This is a genomic window from Bacillus sp. EB600, assembly GCF_024494385.1.
Lineage (GTDB): Bacteria > Bacillota > Bacilli > Bacillales > Cytobacillaceae > JAEVLT01.
In genome coordinates this window covers 15193-33923 of sequence record NZ_JAEVLT010000046.1, presented here as the reverse complement: position 1 = coordinate 33923, position 18731 = coordinate 15193, and the positions used below count along the sequence as shown (strand labels likewise).

Here is an 18731-nt window from a genome sequence, read left to right as displayed (position 1 = left end):
CCCCTTTTTTTTGGACAGAATCTCCAGCAAAGTATGGACAGCTAATCCTGTCAATTTCCGGTCAAAAAACATTGTCATTAACAACATTATAAGCATTCATAGCAAAATTTACCCCAAAAGGTTTACTGGTTAAACTTCTGACTCTTTGAATCTCTTCTCTTAATCTCTCTGGTGTGAATAATGTCATCGCCGTAATCTGACCAAGGCCTCCTCCATTGGACACTGCCGCAGCAAGTTCAGCATTGCCTAAGTATGCTAATCCACCTTGGACAATTGGGTATTTAATGTTTAATAAATCAGTAATTCGTGTTCTCATTTTTTAACCCTCCTAAGTATTTTAATTTGGAAAGACCACTATTTGATGATAGGTAAATCACTGTTTTCCATAGTATTATCAATATACAGCTTAAAAATGTTACACTAAAACCATTTCACATTATGTCTACAACATGGTAAGAATGCTTTTTATTCTCTTTGACTATATATAGGTCCACCGTAGAAAATCTCTTTTTTTCCATTTACTAATCTCCAATAAATTGGAATTGTCAAGAGGATTACTACACCGCATAAAATATACAACGTGGAATAGCCCCATTGTAATGAGACAATCCCCAACACAAAAGCCCCTGTTGCCATACCCGAATCAAATAATGTAAAGAACGTTGAAGTCGCATGTCCACTTCGATGTTTTTGTGCCGATTGAATCGCTAATGCTTGGAAACACGGAACAATGGATCCGTAACCGATTCCAATTAGAACCCCTGCTATTAATAATGTCGAAACAGAATGCATATTGCTTAATAGGAATAATCCAGCTGCAAAAGTGATGAATGAAGGATAAATGACAGCATTAGGACCTTTCGTATCATACATTCGACCAGTTAAAGGACGAACGATCATCATCGCTGCCGCAAATACAATGAAAAATAAACTTACATATTCAAATACTCCTCTTGTCTGTGCATATACGGAGATAAAAGTCATAATACTGGCATAAGCAAATGCTGTTAAACATCCGACAGTTGCAATCGGAATAGCCTTTGTTTCAAAGAAATCGTGCCATGAAAGACGATGATGTCTCACCGCTAAAGGTTGAGGCTGATATTCTGAAACTTTCAAAGTAAATGTGAATAAAAAGCCAATTACGACGATAATAGCAAGGCCAATGAATAATACTTTAAACGAAAACCATTGTAATGCAGCAATTGCGATAAATGGACCAAACACAACCGCTAAATTCATAGACAACGCAAAATAACCAAGCCCTGCCCCCTTGCGGCCTTCTGGAATAATGTCATTAGCAATCGCAATTAACACTGTCGTGACAATACTAAACCAAATACCATGAAATAATCGCAGGACAAGGAGTAAAGAAAGCGAAGCAACAAAAATATATAGAATTGATGATAGGCAAAAGAAAAACGCAGAAATGAGAAGCGTTTTTCTTTTGCCTAACAACTCAATGATTTTCCCTGAAAAAGGTCTCACGACAATGGCTGACAGCATGAATAGTGTCATTGCCAGTCCTGCTTGACCTTTAGTTCCATTTAATTCACCAAGAATGTAAACAGGTAAAATCGTTAATAATGCGTAATAAACAATAAATAAAAAGAAGTTGTTAATCAGTGCCACCAAAAATGGTCCTGTCCATATCTTTATTTCATTTGTTTGCCTCATAAAATTCCTCTTTCTTTCTATCATTTAGTTATGGAAATTGTTTAATAAACAATGAAACTAGAGAATCCCTGGCACAATCTGATTCCAATACTACCGGATTTTTATCTGGTTAGAATTTGAATGAAAAAGACGGCAAAGTTCAGTAAAGCTTTACAGTCTTTTTATTTAGTAACCTTCAATTCTTCAAGTTATACTCCAAAATTAATTTTACTTACAAGTCATTATAGATCCATTCCTCTATTTTCATGTTACCTTTTCCAAAGATGAATCTGCCAGGTCCTTTAATTGGACTTCGTTTCTTTTTATCATTAAAAGTGGAAGGAACGAAGCAATTAAAAGCACTCCTATAAAGATCATTCCACTCATAAAATTAAAAGATCCTAAAATTATTGGCCCCAAAAAGCCGCCCAGACTTGCCAGTGTATTAACAGCAGCAATTCCCACAGCTGCTTGTTTTTCACTTAATGACAATGATAACATCGCAAAAAATGGACCTGTAAAACTGTACAATCCCATTGAAGCAAATGTAATTAAAACGACGGCAAGAATAGGACTTTTGACAAATGCAGTACCGGCAAATCCGACTGCCGCCAAAATCATTGGGAGAATGACATACATTTTCTTTTCCAATTTCCGATCCGAATATCTCCCCCAAATAACCATGGAAATAATGGCAGCCAGGGAGGGTATCATGGCGATATACCCAATTGTCGTATTCGATAGCTGTCCTGAAAAATTATGAATAATCGTTGGAAGCCAAAACGATAAAGCGTAAACCCCTGTGTAGACTCCAAAGTAAGTAAAGGCAAATGACCACAATTTACCGTTTTTCAACACGGCCATTTTAGGGGCTTTTTCCTCTTTATTCATTGCTCTTTCATTTTCTAATTCTTGCTCGATCCATTCCTTCTCTTCACCTGTCAGCCATTTCGCATCACGAGGACGGTTGGTTAAATAATAAAAACAAATAACTCCTAAAATAATGGTTAACAATCCTTCCGAAATGAACATCCATCTCCATCCAGAAAAGGAAAACCAGCTGATATTGTCGAGAATCCACGTAGACACCGGAGCTCCGATCAGTCCTGCAAGAGGCATTGAAATCAGGAATAGGGAATAAGCACGCCCTCTTTCTTTTGATCTAAACCAGTACGTAAGATAAAGAATGATTCCTGGAAAAAACCCGGCTTCAGCGACACCCAGTAAAAAACGAACAATATATAAATGAGTCGCGGATTGTACGAAACCAGTTAAAACAACAACGATTCCCCAAGTAACCATTATTCTTGTAATCCAGATTTTTGCTCCAAAACGTTCCATCAGGATGTTACTTGGAACTTCAAATAAGAAGTACCCAATAAAGAAAATACCAGAAAGCAGCCCAAATACTTCAGCTGACAATGCCAATTCCTTATTCATTTCAAGTGCAGCATACCCCATGTTGACCCTGTCTAAAAATGCAATAATGTATAAAAGTAACACAAAGGGGACAATTCGTTTCATTATTTTTTTTACGGTTATTTGCTCCAAGGAATTTATTTCTTCGTTCATAACTTTTCATCCTCCAGTCGTATTCCATCTTAAATAACATTATTTTAATAATTCATATTATTAGTAATTATTTATCAATCAATAAATTAGGAAAGAGTCTTTTGCTCAATGGCTTGTTTATACCTTTGAACAAAGCCCTTTCCTAATTAACCACTTGTACCACTGTAAATAACTCTCTGAATCTACTATTTAAGTATCTCCTATGAAAGAGATTTCATAAATAGGAAAGAATGCTACATACTATTGTGCTTTACTTAAATGTTTTTTTTCTAATCTTTCTTCGATTTTTTCAATTGCTGCATGATCACGTAACAATTGAAGTTTATTTTCCTTAACAAGCTCCGCAAACGAAAGCTTTTTTCGTTTTGTCATTTTTCATTCACCTTCTTTATTTACTAGAGAAGCATTTTTTTAGTTATATGCAAGAGTAAAATTTTTCTTCTCTTCAATGATGCTTTTTAAATTTCCCCATTGCTCTTGGAATATAGAAGGATCCATTGTTTTCAAGTTTTCAGAAATTAATGGTCTGAATTCCATCCAGTCAATAATATCCTTTTCCAAATCCAAGCTTGGGGCAATTTCAATTATTCTCAACTTTCCGTCTACAACATCAAAGACAGCTCTTTCTGTGATGTATAAAACTGGAATGCCTGCTTTCGATGCATATTCACCGCTGAATGTAATCTGTTCTACATGATCGACAATTTTCTTCCCTTTTCCATGGTTTTCGATCACAATTTGACCATTTTCAAATTTTTCTTTTGACCCTACAGTAAACTGACCCATGAACACGACTTTTTTGGAAGACTGGCTAATATTAATAAATCCTCCCGGTCCCATAATTCTTGGACCGAATTTGCTGACATTGACGTTTCCATGCTGATCAAGCTGAGCCAGTCCTAAGAATGTAACATCAAGCCCGCCGCCATCATAAAAATCGAACATGTTATCGTGATTAATAATGGCATCCGCATTATAAGAAGCGCCAAAATCCATACCTGGGGCAGGAGATCCTCCGAATAGACCAAATTCTACCGTTAATGTCATTTCATCTGCAACGCCTTCTTCCGTGGCAACACTTGAAACTAACGAAGGCATACCGACACCTAAATTAACGACAGAGCTCGGGGATAATTCCATTGCTGCACGTCTTGAAATGACTTTTTTCGCATCTAACTTAGCTGGTTTTATGGAGGCAAGAGGCACTCTTAACTCTCCGGAAAGGGCCGGATCATAGTATCTTTCCATTGTTTGATAGTGGTATTCCGGATTTTGTGATACGACAACATAGTCTACCATGACACCAGGCACTCTAACCTCTTTTGGTTTAAGAGACCCTGCTTCAGCAATCTTTTCAACTTGTGCTATGACAATCCCGCCACTATTCCGAACAGCCGTTGCAAGCGATAAAATTTCAAAGTTTGCTACTTCATGTTCGGTTGTAATATTTCCATTTACGTCTGCTGTCGTCCCGCGGATAATTGCAACATTGACAGGGAGATTCTTATAGTGAAGCCATTCTTCCCCATTTAATTCAACGACATTGATCAAATCTTCCTTTGTCACCGTGTTAATTTTTCCACCTTGCACTCTCGGATCCATCAATGTATTTAAACCAACCTTTGTGATCACTCCTGGCTTTTTGCCTGCTATTGAGCGCCAAAGCTGAGTGATGACCCCTTGCGGAAAAAAGTATCCTTCTATTTTATCCTCTACGATCAGTCTTGACATACGGTGGGAGAAACCTGCATGACCAGAGATTACACGTTTGATCAAGCCTTCCTGCGCAATATGATCCATTCCTCTGCCTTCAGTGTTAATTCCGATTCCAGAACCATTCATAAAAGTGATATTTTTCGGGCTTTGTTCTTTTTTATATCTTTCTCCTATGCTGACAAGCAATTCTTCAGGTAAACCGGCTAATCCTGAAGTACCAGTTGTCGCGACGAAGTCATTATCTTTTATTAGTTTCGCTGCTTCTTCTACTGAGATAATTTTACTCATTATCTTCATCTCCCTTTATCTAATCTATCTATTCAAATCAATCATGTTTATAAGAAAATTCGTGCTTAAGTCTTACACTTAGCAAGAAATCAAAGGCTGTTTTCGAAAACTTTATTTCTATTTTCCAAAAAGAGAAAGTAGTTGATATCCGCTCCAGGATGCTCGCTTTCCGCGGGGCGGGCGCTGAACCTACTCGGCGCTCTGCTCCTGTGGAGTCTCATCTGTGCCGCTACTCCCGCAGGAGTCTCGCACCTTCCGCTCCAATCAACTATCAATGTTAACTTTCATAAAACCTATTTAAAACAACAATCTTTTAGAAAAGAGCCAAATCATAACAATAGTTAAGCATTTGGATTTTTAATTAATAAAGCAATTCCCATACCGCCACCGATACATGCGCTGGCAATACCGTATTTAGCATTTCTTTCGCTCAGTTCATACATTAAGGAAATCGTAATTCTTGTTCCGCTCATTCCTAGTGGATGACCAAGTGCTACGGCTCCGCCGTTTACATTGATTCGATCATATAATGGGCTCCCTAAATACATATCTAATTCTTTCATACAGCCGAGCATTTGACCTGCGAACGCTTCGTTAATTTCATATAAATCGATATCTTCTTTTGCCATTCCTGTTTTCTCAAGAAGTTTTCGAATCGCAAATACGGGTCCAAGTCCCATGACAGATGGATCAAGTCCGGCAACCGCAAAATCAACAATCTCTGCCAGAGGAGTAAGTCCCAGTTCTTGTGCCCTTTCCTCTTTCATTACAACAACGGCTGCGCCGCCATCATTTAATCCGGATGCGTTCCCTGCTGTTACGGATCCGCCTTTTTCAAATGCAGGTCTTAATTTCGCCAGTGCTGCTAACGTCGTATGTGGTTTTGGATGTTCATCCTGATCAACAATCGTAACAGCACCTTTTCTGCCTTTTATTTCTACTGGAACGATTTCTTTTGCAAATCTTTCATTTTCGATCGCTGCTTTCGCTCTCATTTGGCTGTTGTATGCAAATAAATCCTGATCTTCTCTTGAAATCTCATATCTTTTGACAACATTTTCTGCTGTATTTCCCATGTGCATAATCGGGAATTGTGGATATGGTTGAGAATTATGATGATATTTCGTATTCGCGTCCCTTAATTCTTGGTTCCCCATTTTAAAACCATCGTAACGAACTTCTAACGGCAGGTAGTACGGGGCTCTTGATAAACTTTCCGCCCCACCAGCTACTACGATTTCTGAGTTTCCACATAAAATATCCTGCGTTGCATTGACGATGGATTGAAGACCTGAACCGCAAATACGATTAACGGTATAACCTGGTACATGATCTAATCCGGCAAGTAATGCTGCATTTCTACCTAAGTTTGGGGCATCACCAGATGATTCAACATGACCCAACACCACATCATCCACTAGTTTTGGATCAAGATTATTAGACCGTTTTAATGCTTCTTTAATGGCGATTGATGCCAATTCCTCAACTGGTATGGTTTTTAAACCGCCGAGAAAAGCTCCTACTGCTGTTCTGGCTCCACTTGTGATAACTACTTTACTCATATATAACACCTTTTTCTTTGAATTATTTTCTGCAAATTCAGATAATTATTTATCCGCTAATCCTCTTTCCGACTCTTGTTTTACAATTATTTTAAGCCATCATTTTTTCCAACAAACGTGTATGAACATGACCACTTACAAAGTCTTTATCCTTTAAAATTTCTTTCAAAAATGGAATAGTAGTTTTAATTCCTTCTACATTAAACTCATCTAAAGCTACTAGCATTCGCTTAATAGCATGTTCGCGGGTCTCTCCATGAACAATCACTTTCGCAATCATTGAATCATAGAATACAGGTACGGTATATCCTTGGTAACAATGAGAATCTACCCGCACTCCTGGCCCTTGTGGGATTTCCCATTTCGTAATCAATCCTGGAGATGGGCGGAATCCTTCCTCAGGTACTTCTGCGTTAATCCGGCATTCAATTGCATGGCCAGAGAACTTTACATCTGATTGGGCAAACCGAAGTTTTTCACCATTTGCTACATTAATTTGTTCTTGTATTAAGTCCACACCTGTAATAGTTTCAGTCACAGGATGTTCAACTTGGATACGAGTATTCATTTCAAGGAAATAAAACTTTTGTTCATCTTCGTCGAAAATAAATTCTACTGTACCGGCATTTTCGTACGAAATATTGTCTGCTAGTTTTACAGCCGCACTTCTGATCTCCTCACGTAACTCTTCTGAAATTCGCGGTGCCATAGCTTCTTCTACTAATTTTTGGTGGCGGCGTTGCGTAGAACAGTCACGCTCACCTAGGTGAATCGCATTTCCATACTTATCACCAAGTACTTGAACCTCAATATGGCGGGCATTAGCAATATATTTTTCTACATACATCGTTCCATCTCCAAATGCTGATTTCGCTTCTGCAGATGCGGATTCAAACATCGTTTTAACGTTTGCACGGTCCGTAATGATCTTCATTCCGCGGCCTCCGCCTCCAGCTGCGGCTTTCAACATGATCGGCAATCCAATTTGATCGGCTATTTCGGCTGCTTCTTCATAAGTTGCTACTTTTTCTGAACCAGGAAGAACGGGAACACCACATTCTTGTGCGATCCTTCTAGCAATAAGCTTATTTCCCATTCTCTTAATATGATCGGGCTTTGGTCCAACATAAATGATGTCATTTTCCGCACAAGCTTCAGCCAATTCAGGTACTTCTGCTAAAAAACCGTAACCTGGATGAATCGCGTTTGCCCCAACTGACAAGGCGGTCTGCATAATAATCGGAATATTTAGATAACTATTTGCAGCATTTGGTGGTCCGATACAAACTGTTCGATCCGCTAATCTAGCTGGTAAACTATTTTGATCTGCTTCGGAAACAGCAAGAACTGTTTCAATCCCTAAAACCCGACATGTCCGAATAATCCGAGTTGCAATTTCACCACGATTAATAATGAAGATCCTTAAAATTTTCATCTAATAGCCTCCTTGGTATAAGTAAATGTATTTAACGTTTCTACCGAACTTACTAGTGGGGGCCTAAAGCCCTCCACTAATAAGAAATTCACATTATTTTGCTTTAACCGAGAATAAAGGAGTTCCATAATCCACAAATTCAGCATCTTGAACGTGAATTTCAGTAATTTCACCTTCAAGACCTGCAGAAATCGCACTGTAAACCTTCATGATTTCAATTAAACAAACTGTAGAATCCTTTTCTACTTGATCTCCTACTTTTACATAAGGTTCAGCGCCTGGCTCTGGTCTTGCATAGAAGATACCGGCGGTTGTCGCTTTGATTTGCACAATATTTGACTGTTCTTCTACAACTTTAACAGGTTGGCTTGGTGCAGGAACTGGAGCTGGTGCCGCTTTTTCCGCAACCGGTAATTCTACTGCAGCTGCGACCTCACTTAATCCAAGATTTGCATTCACAAAAGGTACAACATTGTTTACTGGAGCTGCTTGTTCTTTGTTTACGCTTCCTTCATTGCTTTCTGCAATCGCTTCTTTACTAATCACAATTTTAAGGTCTTGATTTTCCAACTTTAAATAATTAAAAGAAGATTCCTCTAATTTTTCGATAAGATTCGTAATGCTTTCAACATCCGTTCCCAATAAATTCTTAGTCATTTTAAATTCCTCCTAATATGGTTAGATAAAACTATTTATTTATTACTCTTATTTGTTTGACAATACAAGTGAGCCTTGATGTCCCTGTATTTGAACATGTTTGATACTTGGCTGCTTACTTAAGTTATTTAAAAGTTCCATTAATGGGGTTGAAGCTGAAAAATACTTTCTCGGAGCACCAGCCTTACGCATCTCTTCAATATCTGATGTTCCTTTCATGATGAAGCGCATTAATAACTCTTCATCTGACATGTGCGCACTGCCAAATTGCTCTTTTACCTTATGGATCGGCATATCATCTGGATAATTATTTAATGAAAGTTCCTTTGCACGTGGCATGCTTAAGAATTTATCTTTCAGATTTTCATCCATCCATGTGTAACCAGAATCTTCATTAAATACACCAGCAGCATATTGAATAAGCTCATCAATGACCACTTTATAGCGTTCACCTGTAGCAATATTGATAGCAGATTGGGTTACAATAAATTGAGAATAAGGAGTAATCATGACTGGGTATCCAAGCTCTTCCCTTACTTTTACTACTTCCTCAAGTACTTCCTCGACTCTATTTTCTAATTTAAGCGTTTTCAATTGATGTCTTAAATTCGAAATTACTCCTCCTGGAACCTGATGAACGTATTGTGAATAGTCGTATTCTAAAGGAGCTCCGATTGGCAGTTTTTCCTGCTTCGCAATATTCATCAATCGTTCTGACACTCTCTTAATTCTTTCCATATCAAGATGATCCGCGCTATATCCTAAATACTTCGTATTCTCAATCGTAGTGAATAATGATGGTTGACCGGAACCATCCGCTAATGGTGGAATTCCCGTATGAAGAGTCGTAACTCCTAATTTAATCGCTTCCGTATAAACAGCATCTGCTAACCCTGTCGTACAATGTGAATGTAATTCAACAGGGATTCCATTGGAATTTTCTATAATGATAGGAAGCAGCGTTTGAAGTCTTTCAACTGTAAGCAGTCCACCTTGGTCTTTTAAATAAATAACATCCGGCTTATTTGCGGCTACTTCCTTTGTTTTTTCTGCATAGTATTCATCTGTATGCCTTGGAGAGATACTAAACGATATTCCATGAGCTGTTTCCACCCCTATTTTTCGCATATGCGGCATAAACCATGGATGGTCTGAACCTAGATTACCGTAAATATTCGCCATCGTTTGAACGCGGTTTAATGCTCCCATTCCAACGATACGCTCATAAAAAAGCTTGGTAACAGATAGCGGCGGCACATGAAGTTCAAACGGAAAAATAGTAGGACATCCCATATAAGCTTTTTTAGCATTAGGCATTTTTTCAGCAACCATTTTCGCCATTGCCCAAGGGTCTTCTTTTAATTCACGAATAATTTTCTTGAAATTGATCGGCATTAGCGGTACTTCAACAACTGCAAAACCTGCCTGATCAAGATCTTCCGCAACTGCTTCTATCATTCCATGACGTGATTCAGCTGCCCATAAACTTTGCGTTCCATCCCGTAATGTCGTGTCAACAAATTGTAAATTCTTTGACATTCTTTTTCCTCCCCAATTATTCCGTATTCTTACGATTTATTTTCCATGTTCACTCGTCATGAGTATTTAGTTTCTTAACTAAATGACTATTATTTTTTCATGATGCATGGATAGAAGTTACTCTTGTTTGTCCTTCCTTTCTAACAACCAATTGTCAACGCTTCCATAATTTTAACTATTTTGATAATTTTTAAAATTACAAATCGTTGCTCTTAATATACCATGTTTTTTGTCATTTAAAACTACATCGTTCTTTTATATGACAAAATTAGAAAAAATTTTATATTTTTTATTTATTGCTTTTTTCGAATATTATTATTAATCTAGTAAATAATTAGATGATTTTGTAAATATTTCGTTTTTATACGAAACGGAGGTTCTTATGATTGGTCCAACAAGAGAATTCAAAGTATATTCTTCAAACTGTCCAAAATGCAGCACGCATTCTTACTCTTTTTACGCTTGAACGAGATGAGTGGAATTTGTCGGAAATTTCGAAGGAATTAAATCTTGACATTAGCCATGTAAGACGGCTTCTCACTACTCTTGAACAGGAAAACTTTTTAAAGAAAACCGGGAAAAAGTATGCATTAGGGTTGGATGTTTTAAATTTGTCAGGTATTGTCCACTCCCACTTGTCAATTCATTTAGAAGCGCGACCCATTTTACAGCAGCTTGTTAATGAGGTGGGTGAAGCCATTCATATTGGGGTATTAGAAGGTACACGTGTTAACTATCTCGATAAACTGGAAACAACTCACCCTATTAAGTTAGCTTCTCAAATCGGGAAGTGGAATCCTCTCTATAATACGGGTTGCGGAAAGATCATCCTTTCATATCTGCCAGAAGACCATTTAGAAGAAGTTCTACAAAAAATAGAGAAGCAAGGGATGATAAAGTCTACATCGAATACAGTAACAGATATAAATGAATTACGGAGACAACTAGCAGGGATCCGTAATTCCGGCTATGCTGTTTCATCAAATGAGTTACAAGAAGGAGTTGCAAGCATCGCTGCTCCTATTCATGACTATAGTGGAGAGGTTATTGCAGCTGTCAGTATTACCGGGTCATGTAAAAAGCTCTGTGGGGATGAGATAGAAATATACATTTCAAAAATTGTAAATGCAGCAAAAAAAATTTCGAAGAAAATCGGTTTTTCCAGCTACTAACATAAAGTGAAACTTCCATCAGTGGGGGTTTTCTTCATCCCCCACTGATGGTTAGTTGAACCAATCGGACCTTTACGGGCAGTTGATCCCCCACCTATCTTCTTTATATACGCAGATTCTTGAGGTGTGGGTCTTACTGCCCGTTAAGTCGGGATAAATTTTTGTTTATCAACAAGCAACGGGAACATAACCTAAATATAAAAGGGAGAAACATTCTATGACAGTTGAAATACAAAAAAAAAAATATTCTACACTGCAAAATGCCATTCGATTACTGAATCTATTTTCAATCGATCAAGCTGAATTTAGTTTAACTGAGATGGCGACTGAATTAGGAATAGCAAAAAGTACCGTTCACCGTATGCTCATTTCTTTAGAAACTGAAGGTTTAATTGTAAAGGAACCTAGAAGCAACTTATATCGACTAGGAGTTTCTTTTCATTCCCTTGGAAATGTAATCACCAAAAATATGCCTTATCAGTTTTCAACTCCTATTTTAGAATCTTTACAAAAAACAACCGGAGAAACATCAGGCATCATGGTACTAGAGAAAGAATATGCGTATGTGGTCAATCTAGTAGAAAGTCACTACCCGATTCACTATTCCACTTATATTGGTCAAAAGGAGCATGTTTACTGTTCAAGTACAGGTTTAGTCATTTTAGCATTTCAATCTGCTGAAACGATTGATTCACTAAAAGAGAGGATTAATCCGCCTAAAGATTTTGATTGTAAAATCGATTCTACTCGTTCAAATGGATACTATGTTTCAATTGATGAATTTTATGAAAACGTTACCTCAATTGCTGTTCCAATTCGAAATGGACGCGGTGAAGTGATTGCTTCACTTGCAATAGCCGGACCAAGCGAACGGATTCTCGCAAATAAAATTCCAAATTTAGTAAAAACTATAACTTCAGCAAGTGAACAATTCACTAAAATTTTGAAATCGGGTTTAATGTGATAAATAATCTTTACGATAATAATTGAACTGGGGGGAGCATAGTGGATGATGAACAGCTATTAACTTTTATTACCGTATATGAATTAAGCAATTATTCGCGGACTGCAAATCATTTAAATCTAACTCAGCCAGCGGTTACGGCAAGAATTCAAAAATTAGAAATTGAATTAGGCTGTAAACTATTTAATCGGGATGGAAAAAAAATACTCCTAACAGAGGCAGGAAGAGCCTTGCTGCCGTATGCACGCAAGATACTCAGTTATACCAATGAAGCAAGACAATTGATTAAACTTACGCAAACTCCAACCTTAACAATCGGTCTATCACCTGCGATCTCGGTTTCGATTGTCTTACAAGTTTTATCCTTGCTGCAAGAAAAAAATGAGTTTTTATTTGATATTGTGGAAGCAGAGGATTCTATTGAAGTTTCTAAAAAGATCGATGACGGAGTAATCGATATAGGGTTGATTAGAGATGTTGTTCCATTCACAAATCTGGAAGCTAAATTTATTTACCATGAAAAGCTTGTTTTTATTGTTGGAAAGGAACATCCATTAGCTGAAAAAAATGAAATAAACAAAGAGGATTTAAGCAATCAAATGATGATTTGCTATCGCCGTGATACACCTATATGGAAAAAAATAGATGAAAGGTTAGTTGGAATAAAAAACTTACAACGTACTGAGGTTGGAGGTTTTGAAATGATCAAAAATATGGTTAAAAATAATTGGGGTTTTAGTATCATTCCAGAACTTGCTCTATCCAGGAACACAATTGAACTAAATGAAAATTTTCGTATCATCCCCTTTCCTGAATATGAAGATCTCACTTTTAATGTTACAGGAATTTATAAAAAGGAATCTCCCAAATTAGAAAAGCTTCTTTTGTTTCTTCATTACTTTGAAGCTACATTAAAAATGGCAAAGGGTTGAGCCAAAAGGAGAGTTTTTCTCATTTGGCTCAACCCTATTATTTTTTTCTTATGCCCACATTTTTTCTTCACATAAAAGGGAAATCTTTTCTTGAACTCTTTCTAAACTAATCTCGACGTCAAGCGGTTTACTTGTTGAAAGGAACAACCTTCTTTTCTTGTTTTCACTCCAAATAGACGAATAAGCTGATTGATCAAGCGGATCTGTCCAAAATGTTTCATCTAGGGCAATCCCTTTTGTTTTCACTTTGTTATTCAATACATAGTTTTGGGAACCGATTAATACGTCTGGTACTGGATCAATCTCTGTTTCCAACTCTGACGGAATCCGCAGGATCCCAAAAAGATTGTAAAATTTTATGACATTGAAAATTGGTGTAAAGGCCCGCCCGATCTTTTCCATTTTTACTTCGTCAGGCCCGATTTCCTCGTTAACAAGAATTCCATCAACATTTACATCGCCAAGCCTTTTACATAGCTGTGTTAAGAATTGGGAAATCTCCTCTATTTTACTTAACAAGAGCGTTTGATCAAGCCTAAAAATCCCATCACCGTATACTTGTTTTAAGACGGTTAACGGTCCGTTAATCACGGCAATAATAGGGTAGGTTTTTCCTTTAACCGTTACTAATCTTTCAAGCGTTTCGATAAGTACAGGAAGACGCCCTTTTGAAAGTGCATTCTGTATATCGAGCGAAGATTCGATTGAAACATGTTCACTCACGCTCGGCATCTCATGGCCATTCCATACAATCGATGCTCCTAATGCTTCTGCTTCCAATGTAGGATCCACTGGAGTAAGCAATGCATCATACCCGAGAAGCTGCTGCGTATTCGTTATTGCTGACGATAAGGAACTGGAATCAAGATACATTTGCTCAACCGTTACTTGATCAACCTTTGTAACATACGTTCCAAGTAAAGGGAGAAAAGGAGGTCGAGAAACCGCCCGACCTTTGAAAAGTTTTTCCACTAGTTCTTTGTTATTCATACCTGACCTCCATCTATTCGACACATGTTATAAGCGAACAATTTGCCTTGTTGGTTTAGCATCAGGGAACGAACCATAATACGTAAGAGCTTCCTCTACTGGTTTTTTCTTAGACCATTCTTCGATGAAATCATCATAGTTCAAGCCACGGTTTATACGTGCTTCGCGCTCAGCCGCTCTTTCGTAATTGGTCCGCTCTTCATCGATGGTTAACGTTTCGCGGTTGTAAAATACTTTGTAAATATTCTCGGCCACCCACTCCGAGATTACCTGCTTCTTCAAATCTTCAATAACATGGTTTGGATCACGATCAAGTACATCACCGTAGCCTCCGCCGCCAAGCGAGTTGGCTACAAAAATATCTCCTTCCATAACAGGTTTTGCCGGACGAGGTGCCCGCTCAACCACGTACTCACCTTCGATCGAACGACTTTCAATTAGTTCAGTCGTATTCGTTGGTAGATCAGCATCTCCATTTGCCATTTTCTCAAAATAGTTTGAATTTTTAATTTGAATACCTGGGTGTGTGGCAGGTGGGTATCCGCCAAAAAGTCCTTGTACAATCGGGACTTTATGATGTTTGATAATCGATTGATAAACTAAATAGGGAACCCCTTTTACTGCCCACGCAACGTTTGTTCCAGCACCGCCGCGATATTTTCCAAATCCCATCGAATCTTTCCAATGTTTAAAGTACAAGTGAACATGTGGTTGTTCATTTTCCATATCTTCGATATCAGGCGCTTTTCCCCACCATCCCCAAGGGAATCCGAAGGAATCATTACCATCCCGGTCAGTACGGGCGCCCCCGCCTTCACTGTTCAAAACATTAGCGAGCATGTCGGCAAATGGTACACCCCATTGATTCTGGCCGGCGATCACTACAGCACAGCCTCCAGCTCCGTATCCGCTTGTTGTTAAATCCTCTACCCCACTAGCATAAAGCAGCTTTGAAAAAGCATTTGATGTGCAGGATAGTACGCAGCTGTTTGTGATCGGTGAATTCGCTACAGACGCATCTATACTCGCATGAAGGAACGTTCCGTCTGGAACAATTACTTTAATAGATGAAAAAATACCTGATGACGTCGGCAGATCTGCAAATGGTACACTGAACAAATAAATAGCAAGATGAGCGCGAACGATATGCATATAACTATTAAACGATCCATCATTTTCGGGTGAGGAGCCTGTAAAATCAAATGTAAGGGAATCTCCTTTTTTCGTTATAGTCAATACACATCGTAGTAAAGAATCACTCGTTCCCATCGTATCCATAAAGGACACAGACCGATAAACGCCGTCTTGCCAGCTTGAAATTCGTTTGCGTGCCCCCTCTTCTGCGACAATTAACATTTTTCTCATTACGCCCGTCACCAATTCGACGCCTTTCTTCTCAATCAATTGCTGAACACGTAAACGCAAACGGTCACATGCTGCTACACGAGCCTTCGTATCAACAACCTGCATGCGTGGGGCTCTTGAGACCATATTTGCCATCATATACAACATATCGTTTCTAATCGTGTAGTTTTCACCAATTTTAATTGGCGGTAACTTCATCCCTTCGTCAGCGCGGGACTTTGCTGTTAGCGGCATGCCACCCGGTTCAATTGCGCCGGTTTCAGGCTGATGCACGGCCGAGGCTGCCCAGGCAACGAGTTCGCCATCGTAGAAAATCGGCATGAGTGCTACCTGGTCCGGATTATGGACCCCACCGTACAAAGCCTCATTCGCGTAGAAAATATCTCCTTCATTTATTCCGATAGTCGGATCATTTTTATAATGTTTTAAAAGGTATTTGATCGCAATCTGAGTTGTTACGGCATGCAGGTATACCCCGCAATAAGCAGCGACAAGATCACCTTTAGCTGTATATAAACCGACAATAATGTCCCCTGAATGCAACATACTCGAGATACCGACCTTGGTTAGAACCTCTTTCGCCTCTAATACTAACTGGTTCAGTTTTTCACTATAAATCTCGTATTCACCAAATTTTAAACTCTCCAAAGCTTTTTGTTCAAATTCATCTATTGGTTCAGGCTGTATACGCTCATTAATGCTCATATCAATCATATTAGAACTTCCTCCTTCTGTTGAATTTCGCCGTTCAAGTATTTATCAACACTATAAACAGCATTTGGCGGAACGACGACAGTTGTATGAGGAGATTCGATTAATGCCGGTCCCTGGATTTCGTTTCCGTTTACTAATCGGTCCAATTCATAAACATCCGTATCTGTGAATCCCCCTAATTCAGGCCAGTACGCTTTACGAAGGCCTTTTAGCGCATTGCTCGCATCTTTTCCACCATAAGGGTGTTCCTTTAATTGATATTTTTGTTGAGGAACAATCGCTTTTAACAAAATATTTTCAATTTCAACTCCGCCTTCCGGGAATACTGCCAGCGGGCTGTACGAATTCGAATAATCTTCCGTAAACCACTCGATTAACTTTTGAACTTCGTCTTTGCTGGTTAACATGATTGTTGGGGATACCGTTCGTTTAATATTTAATTGTCCGCCGAACTTCATATCAAGCTCCAGCTGATATTGAATTTGGTCCTTTAAGAAGCCTTCCCCTTCAATATCGCGTATTGCTTTTTCTTGCAATGTCCGGACAACATCATTTAACTGATCATAATTTGTCAAAAGTTCCTGTGTAGTTGCTTCTGAAAGAATAATGTGTTGGGATTGCTCATAGATGTGCATCACATCCATCATGGAAGATGAAAAGGCACAAAATACCGGTGATTGCTGCATAATAATCGTTTTTGGAATCTCTGCCTCAAATCCAAAGCCAGCTCCATGGACAGGGCCCCCACCGCCTAAAGCGAAAAGAACAAAGTCTTTTGGATCATGCCCTTGTAGAGCCGTTTCTTTTTGGATAATATTCGCCATATTGCCATCACAAACTTTTTTAATTAAATAAGCTGCTTCATATACATCCAGTCCTAACGGTTTTGCAATTTTTTCTTCAATTGCTTTTTTCGCTTTTTCCATATTCAATGAGAGATTCCCACCATGGAAAAACTCTGCGTTCAAATACCCTAAAAGCAGGTTAGCATCTGTAACCGTTGGCTCTGTACCACCTTGATCGTAAGCGACTGGTCCCGGAAAAGAGCCGGCACTCTTAGGTCCTACTTCCAAACGTTCCCCTAGGGTTTCATTGATCCACGCAATCGAACCTCCGCCAGTCCCAATTGATTTACTTTCCAGCATTGTTAAATCTACAGCCCAGCGGTCAATAACTGGTTTAAATTGATAGATACTCGTATCCCCATCGACAACCAGCCCGATATCAAAGCTCGTTCCGCCCATATCTGTTACAACGATATTTGGATAATCGTAAACTTTTCCAACTGCACTAGAACCAATGATTCCTGCAACCGGGCCCCCATTGTACGTATTAACCGCTGATGTACGAAATACTTCCGCCATCCCGCCTGTGTTATGAACCATTAGCAATGAATTCCGATAACCAAGGTCACGTAATTCATCACCGATGTTAGAGAGTTCTTCTGCAATCGATTGATGCAAATAGGCATTTAGAATCGATACATTCGAACGGCTATATTCATAGCGTTTTGGCAATACTTCGCTTGAAAGAACGACCGGCATATGGCCTAAATAGTATTCTGGATATTCTTCCTCGATTAGTTCTTTAATTCTCTTTTCGTGAACCGGGTTTTTAAAGGACCATAGCGTAGAAACCACGAACCCCATGACCCCTTGGTCAACTAAATATTGAAGCTTATCCTTAAAATCTTCTTCGTCAAGCGGACGAAGTACTTTTCCTGTATAATCAATTCGTTCCTTCACACCGACAACATTTTCTCGCAGGATTAATGGATTAGGCTTGTCCACCTGGGCAATTTTTCTAGACTCTAAGGTACTAATCCCATCAGACCATTGGCTTCCTCTGCCGATATACAGCATATCTTCATAGCCTTCTGTCGTAATAAAGCCAAGTTTCGGACCCTTTTGTTCAATTAGTTTATTCATGGCAATCGTTGTTGAATAACGAATGACATCCGTTTCTTCCAATAATTCATCAATCGCTAAATCAAGTAAATCAGCCCCATTTTCAATTGCTTTAATAAAACCGACGGACAAATCATAGCCTGTTGTCGGACTCTTTGAAATAACTGATTGGTCCCCGTAACGTATAAAACAATCTGTAAATGTTCCTCCGATATCAATATCAATCGTTGCTATCCTTTTTGACGTCATCCTGATTCCTCCT

At 38.7% G+C, this 18731-nt stretch carries 14 protein-coding genes and 1 pseudogene; 3 read left to right on the top strand and 12 right to left on the bottom strand.

Translation table 11 applies throughout. From position 1 onward, the window contains the following. Positions 1-85: 85 nt before the first annotated feature. From JN080_RS25365 to JN080_RS25325, 9 genes and pseudogenes are all read right to left on the bottom strand, one after another. Positions 86-316 (bottom strand): annotated as a pseudogene (locus JN080_RS25365) (NAD(P)H-dependent flavin oxidoreductase); the annotation flags it as partial. Between the two features lie 149 nt (positions 317-465). Then, the gene (locus JN080_RS25360) at positions 466-1677 is read right to left on the bottom strand and encodes an MFS transporter (protein ID WP_256238745.1); all 1212 of its coding nucleotides are present in this window, start codon (positions 1675-1677) and stop codon (positions 466-468) included. 243 nt (positions 1678-1920) lie between these two features. Then, on the bottom strand, positions 1921-3228 hold the full coding sequence (locus JN080_RS25355) for an MFS transporter (protein ID WP_256238744.1): 1308 nt from the start codon (positions 3226-3228) through the stop codon (positions 1921-1923). 240 nt (positions 3229-3468) lie between these two features. Further along, on the bottom strand, positions 3469-3600 hold the full coding sequence (locus tag JN080_RS25350; RefSeq protein ID WP_256238743.1) for an FbpB family small basic protein: 132 nt from the start codon (positions 3598-3600) through the stop codon (positions 3469-3471). A gap of 39 nt (positions 3601-3639) precedes the next feature. Continuing rightward, positions 3640-5232, bottom strand: coding sequence for an acyl CoA:acetate/3-ketoacid CoA transferase (locus tag JN080_RS25345; protein ID WP_256238742.1), 1593 nt, complete (start codon positions 5230-5232; stop codon positions 3640-3642). Between the two features lie 341 nt (positions 5233-5573). Beyond that, complete coding sequence (locus tag JN080_RS25340; protein ID WP_256238741.1) at positions 5574-6794, bottom strand: thiolase family protein; 1221 nt, start codon at positions 6792-6794, stop codon at positions 5574-5576. Between the two features lie 91 nt (positions 6795-6885). Next, positions 6886-8229 (bottom strand): acetyl-CoA carboxylase biotin carboxylase subunit, encoded by a 1344-nt coding sequence (gene accC / locus JN080_RS25335; protein ID WP_256238739.1) that lies wholly within the window; start codon positions 8227-8229, stop codon positions 6886-6888. A 93-nt stretch (positions 8230-8322) separates the two neighbouring features. Then, on the bottom strand, positions 8323-8886 hold the full coding sequence (locus JN080_RS25330) for an acetyl-CoA carboxylase biotin carboxyl carrier protein (RefSeq protein WP_256238738.1): 564 nt from the start codon (positions 8884-8886) through the stop codon (positions 8323-8325). A gap of 48 nt (positions 8887-8934) precedes the next feature. Next, positions 8935-10425, bottom strand: a complete 1491-nt coding sequence (locus tag JN080_RS25325; protein ID WP_256238737.1) for a hypothetical protein — start codon at positions 10423-10425, stop codon at positions 8935-8937. A 386-nt stretch (positions 10426-10811) separates the two neighbouring features. On the opposite strand from JN080_RS25325, the gene JN080_RS25320 reads away from it, so the two are divergent. From JN080_RS25320 to JN080_RS25310, 3 genes are all read left to right on the top strand, one after another. Further along, entirely contained in the window at positions 10812-11597 is a 786-nt protein-coding gene (locus tag JN080_RS25320; RefSeq protein ID WP_256238736.1) for an IclR family transcriptional regulator, read from the top strand. Positions 11598-11814: 217 nt separating this feature from the next. Beyond that, complete coding sequence (locus JN080_RS25315; protein WP_256238735.1) at positions 11815-12561, top strand: IclR family transcriptional regulator; 747 nt, start codon at positions 11815-11817, stop codon at positions 12559-12561. Between the two features lie 41 nt (positions 12562-12602). Next, complete coding sequence (locus JN080_RS25310) at positions 12603-13493, top strand: LysR family transcriptional regulator (protein ID WP_256238734.1); 891 nt, start codon at positions 12603-12605, stop codon at positions 13491-13493. Positions 13494-13541: 48 nt separating this feature from the next. Here JN080_RS25310 and JN080_RS25305 read toward each other — a convergent pair whose 3' ends face one another. From JN080_RS25305 to JN080_RS25295, 3 genes are read right to left on the bottom strand one after another with little or no spacing between them, the layout of a single operon-like run. Then, complete coding sequence (locus tag JN080_RS25305; protein WP_256238733.1) at positions 13542-14483, bottom strand: uroporphyrinogen decarboxylase family protein; 942 nt, start codon at positions 14481-14483, stop codon at positions 13542-13544. A gap of 27 nt (positions 14484-14510) precedes the next feature. Continuing rightward, positions 14511-16562 carry a hydantoinase B/oxoprolinase family protein gene (locus JN080_RS25300; protein WP_256238732.1) on the bottom strand — a complete coding sequence of 684 codons (2052 nt, stop codon included), beginning with the start codon at positions 16560-16562 and terminating at the stop codon, positions 14511-14513. Then, entirely contained in the window at positions 16559-18718 is a 2160-nt protein-coding gene (locus JN080_RS25295; protein WP_256238731.1) for a hydantoinase/oxoprolinase family protein, read from the bottom strand. Before JN080_RS25295 ends, JN080_RS25300 begins: the two co-directional genes overlap by 4 nt. Positions 18719-18731 lie beyond the last annotated feature (13 nt).

Coding starts and splice junctions, on each gene's coding strand:
- JN080_RS25315 (WP_256238735.1), top strand. CDS start 11,815: ATGACAGTTGAAATACAAAAAAAAAAATATTCTACACTGCAAAATGCC.
- accC (WP_256238739.1), bottom strand. CDS start 8,229: ATGAAAATTTTAAGGATCTTCATTATTAATCGTGGTGAAATTGCAACT.
- JN080_RS25360 (WP_256238745.1), bottom strand. CDS start 1,677: ATGAGGCAAACAAATGAAATAAAGATATGGACAGGACCATTTTTGGTG.
- JN080_RS25305 (WP_256238733.1), bottom strand. CDS start 14,483: ATGAATAACAAAGAACTAGTGGAAAAACTTTTCAAAGGTCGGGCGGTT.
- JN080_RS25295 (WP_256238731.1), bottom strand. CDS start 18,718: ATGACGTCAAAAAGGATAGCAACGATTGATATTGATATCGGAGGAACA.
- JN080_RS25340 (WP_256238741.1), bottom strand. CDS start 6,794: ATGAGTAAAGTAGTTATCACAAGTGGAGCCAGAACAGCAGTAGGAGCT.
- JN080_RS25300 (WP_256238732.1), bottom strand. CDS start 16,562: ATGATTGATATGAGCATTAATGAGCGTATACAGCCTGAACCAATAGAT.
- JN080_RS25355 (WP_256238744.1), bottom strand. CDS start 3,228: ATGAACGAAGAAATAAATTCCTTGGAGCAAATAACCGTAAAAAAAATA.
- JN080_RS25350 (WP_256238743.1), bottom strand. CDS start 3,600: ATGACAAAACGAAAAAAGCTTTCGTTTGCGGAGCTTGTTAAGGAAAAT.
- JN080_RS25345 (WP_256238742.1), bottom strand. CDS start 5,232: ATGAGTAAAATTATCTCAGTAGAAGAAGCAGCGAAACTAATAAAAGAT.
- JN080_RS25325 (WP_256238737.1), bottom strand. CDS start 10,425: ATGTCAAAGAATTTACAATTTGTTGACACGACATTACGGGATGGAACG.
- JN080_RS25330 (WP_256238738.1), bottom strand. CDS start 8,886: ATGACTAAGAATTTATTGGGAACGGATGTTGAAAGCATTACGAATCTT.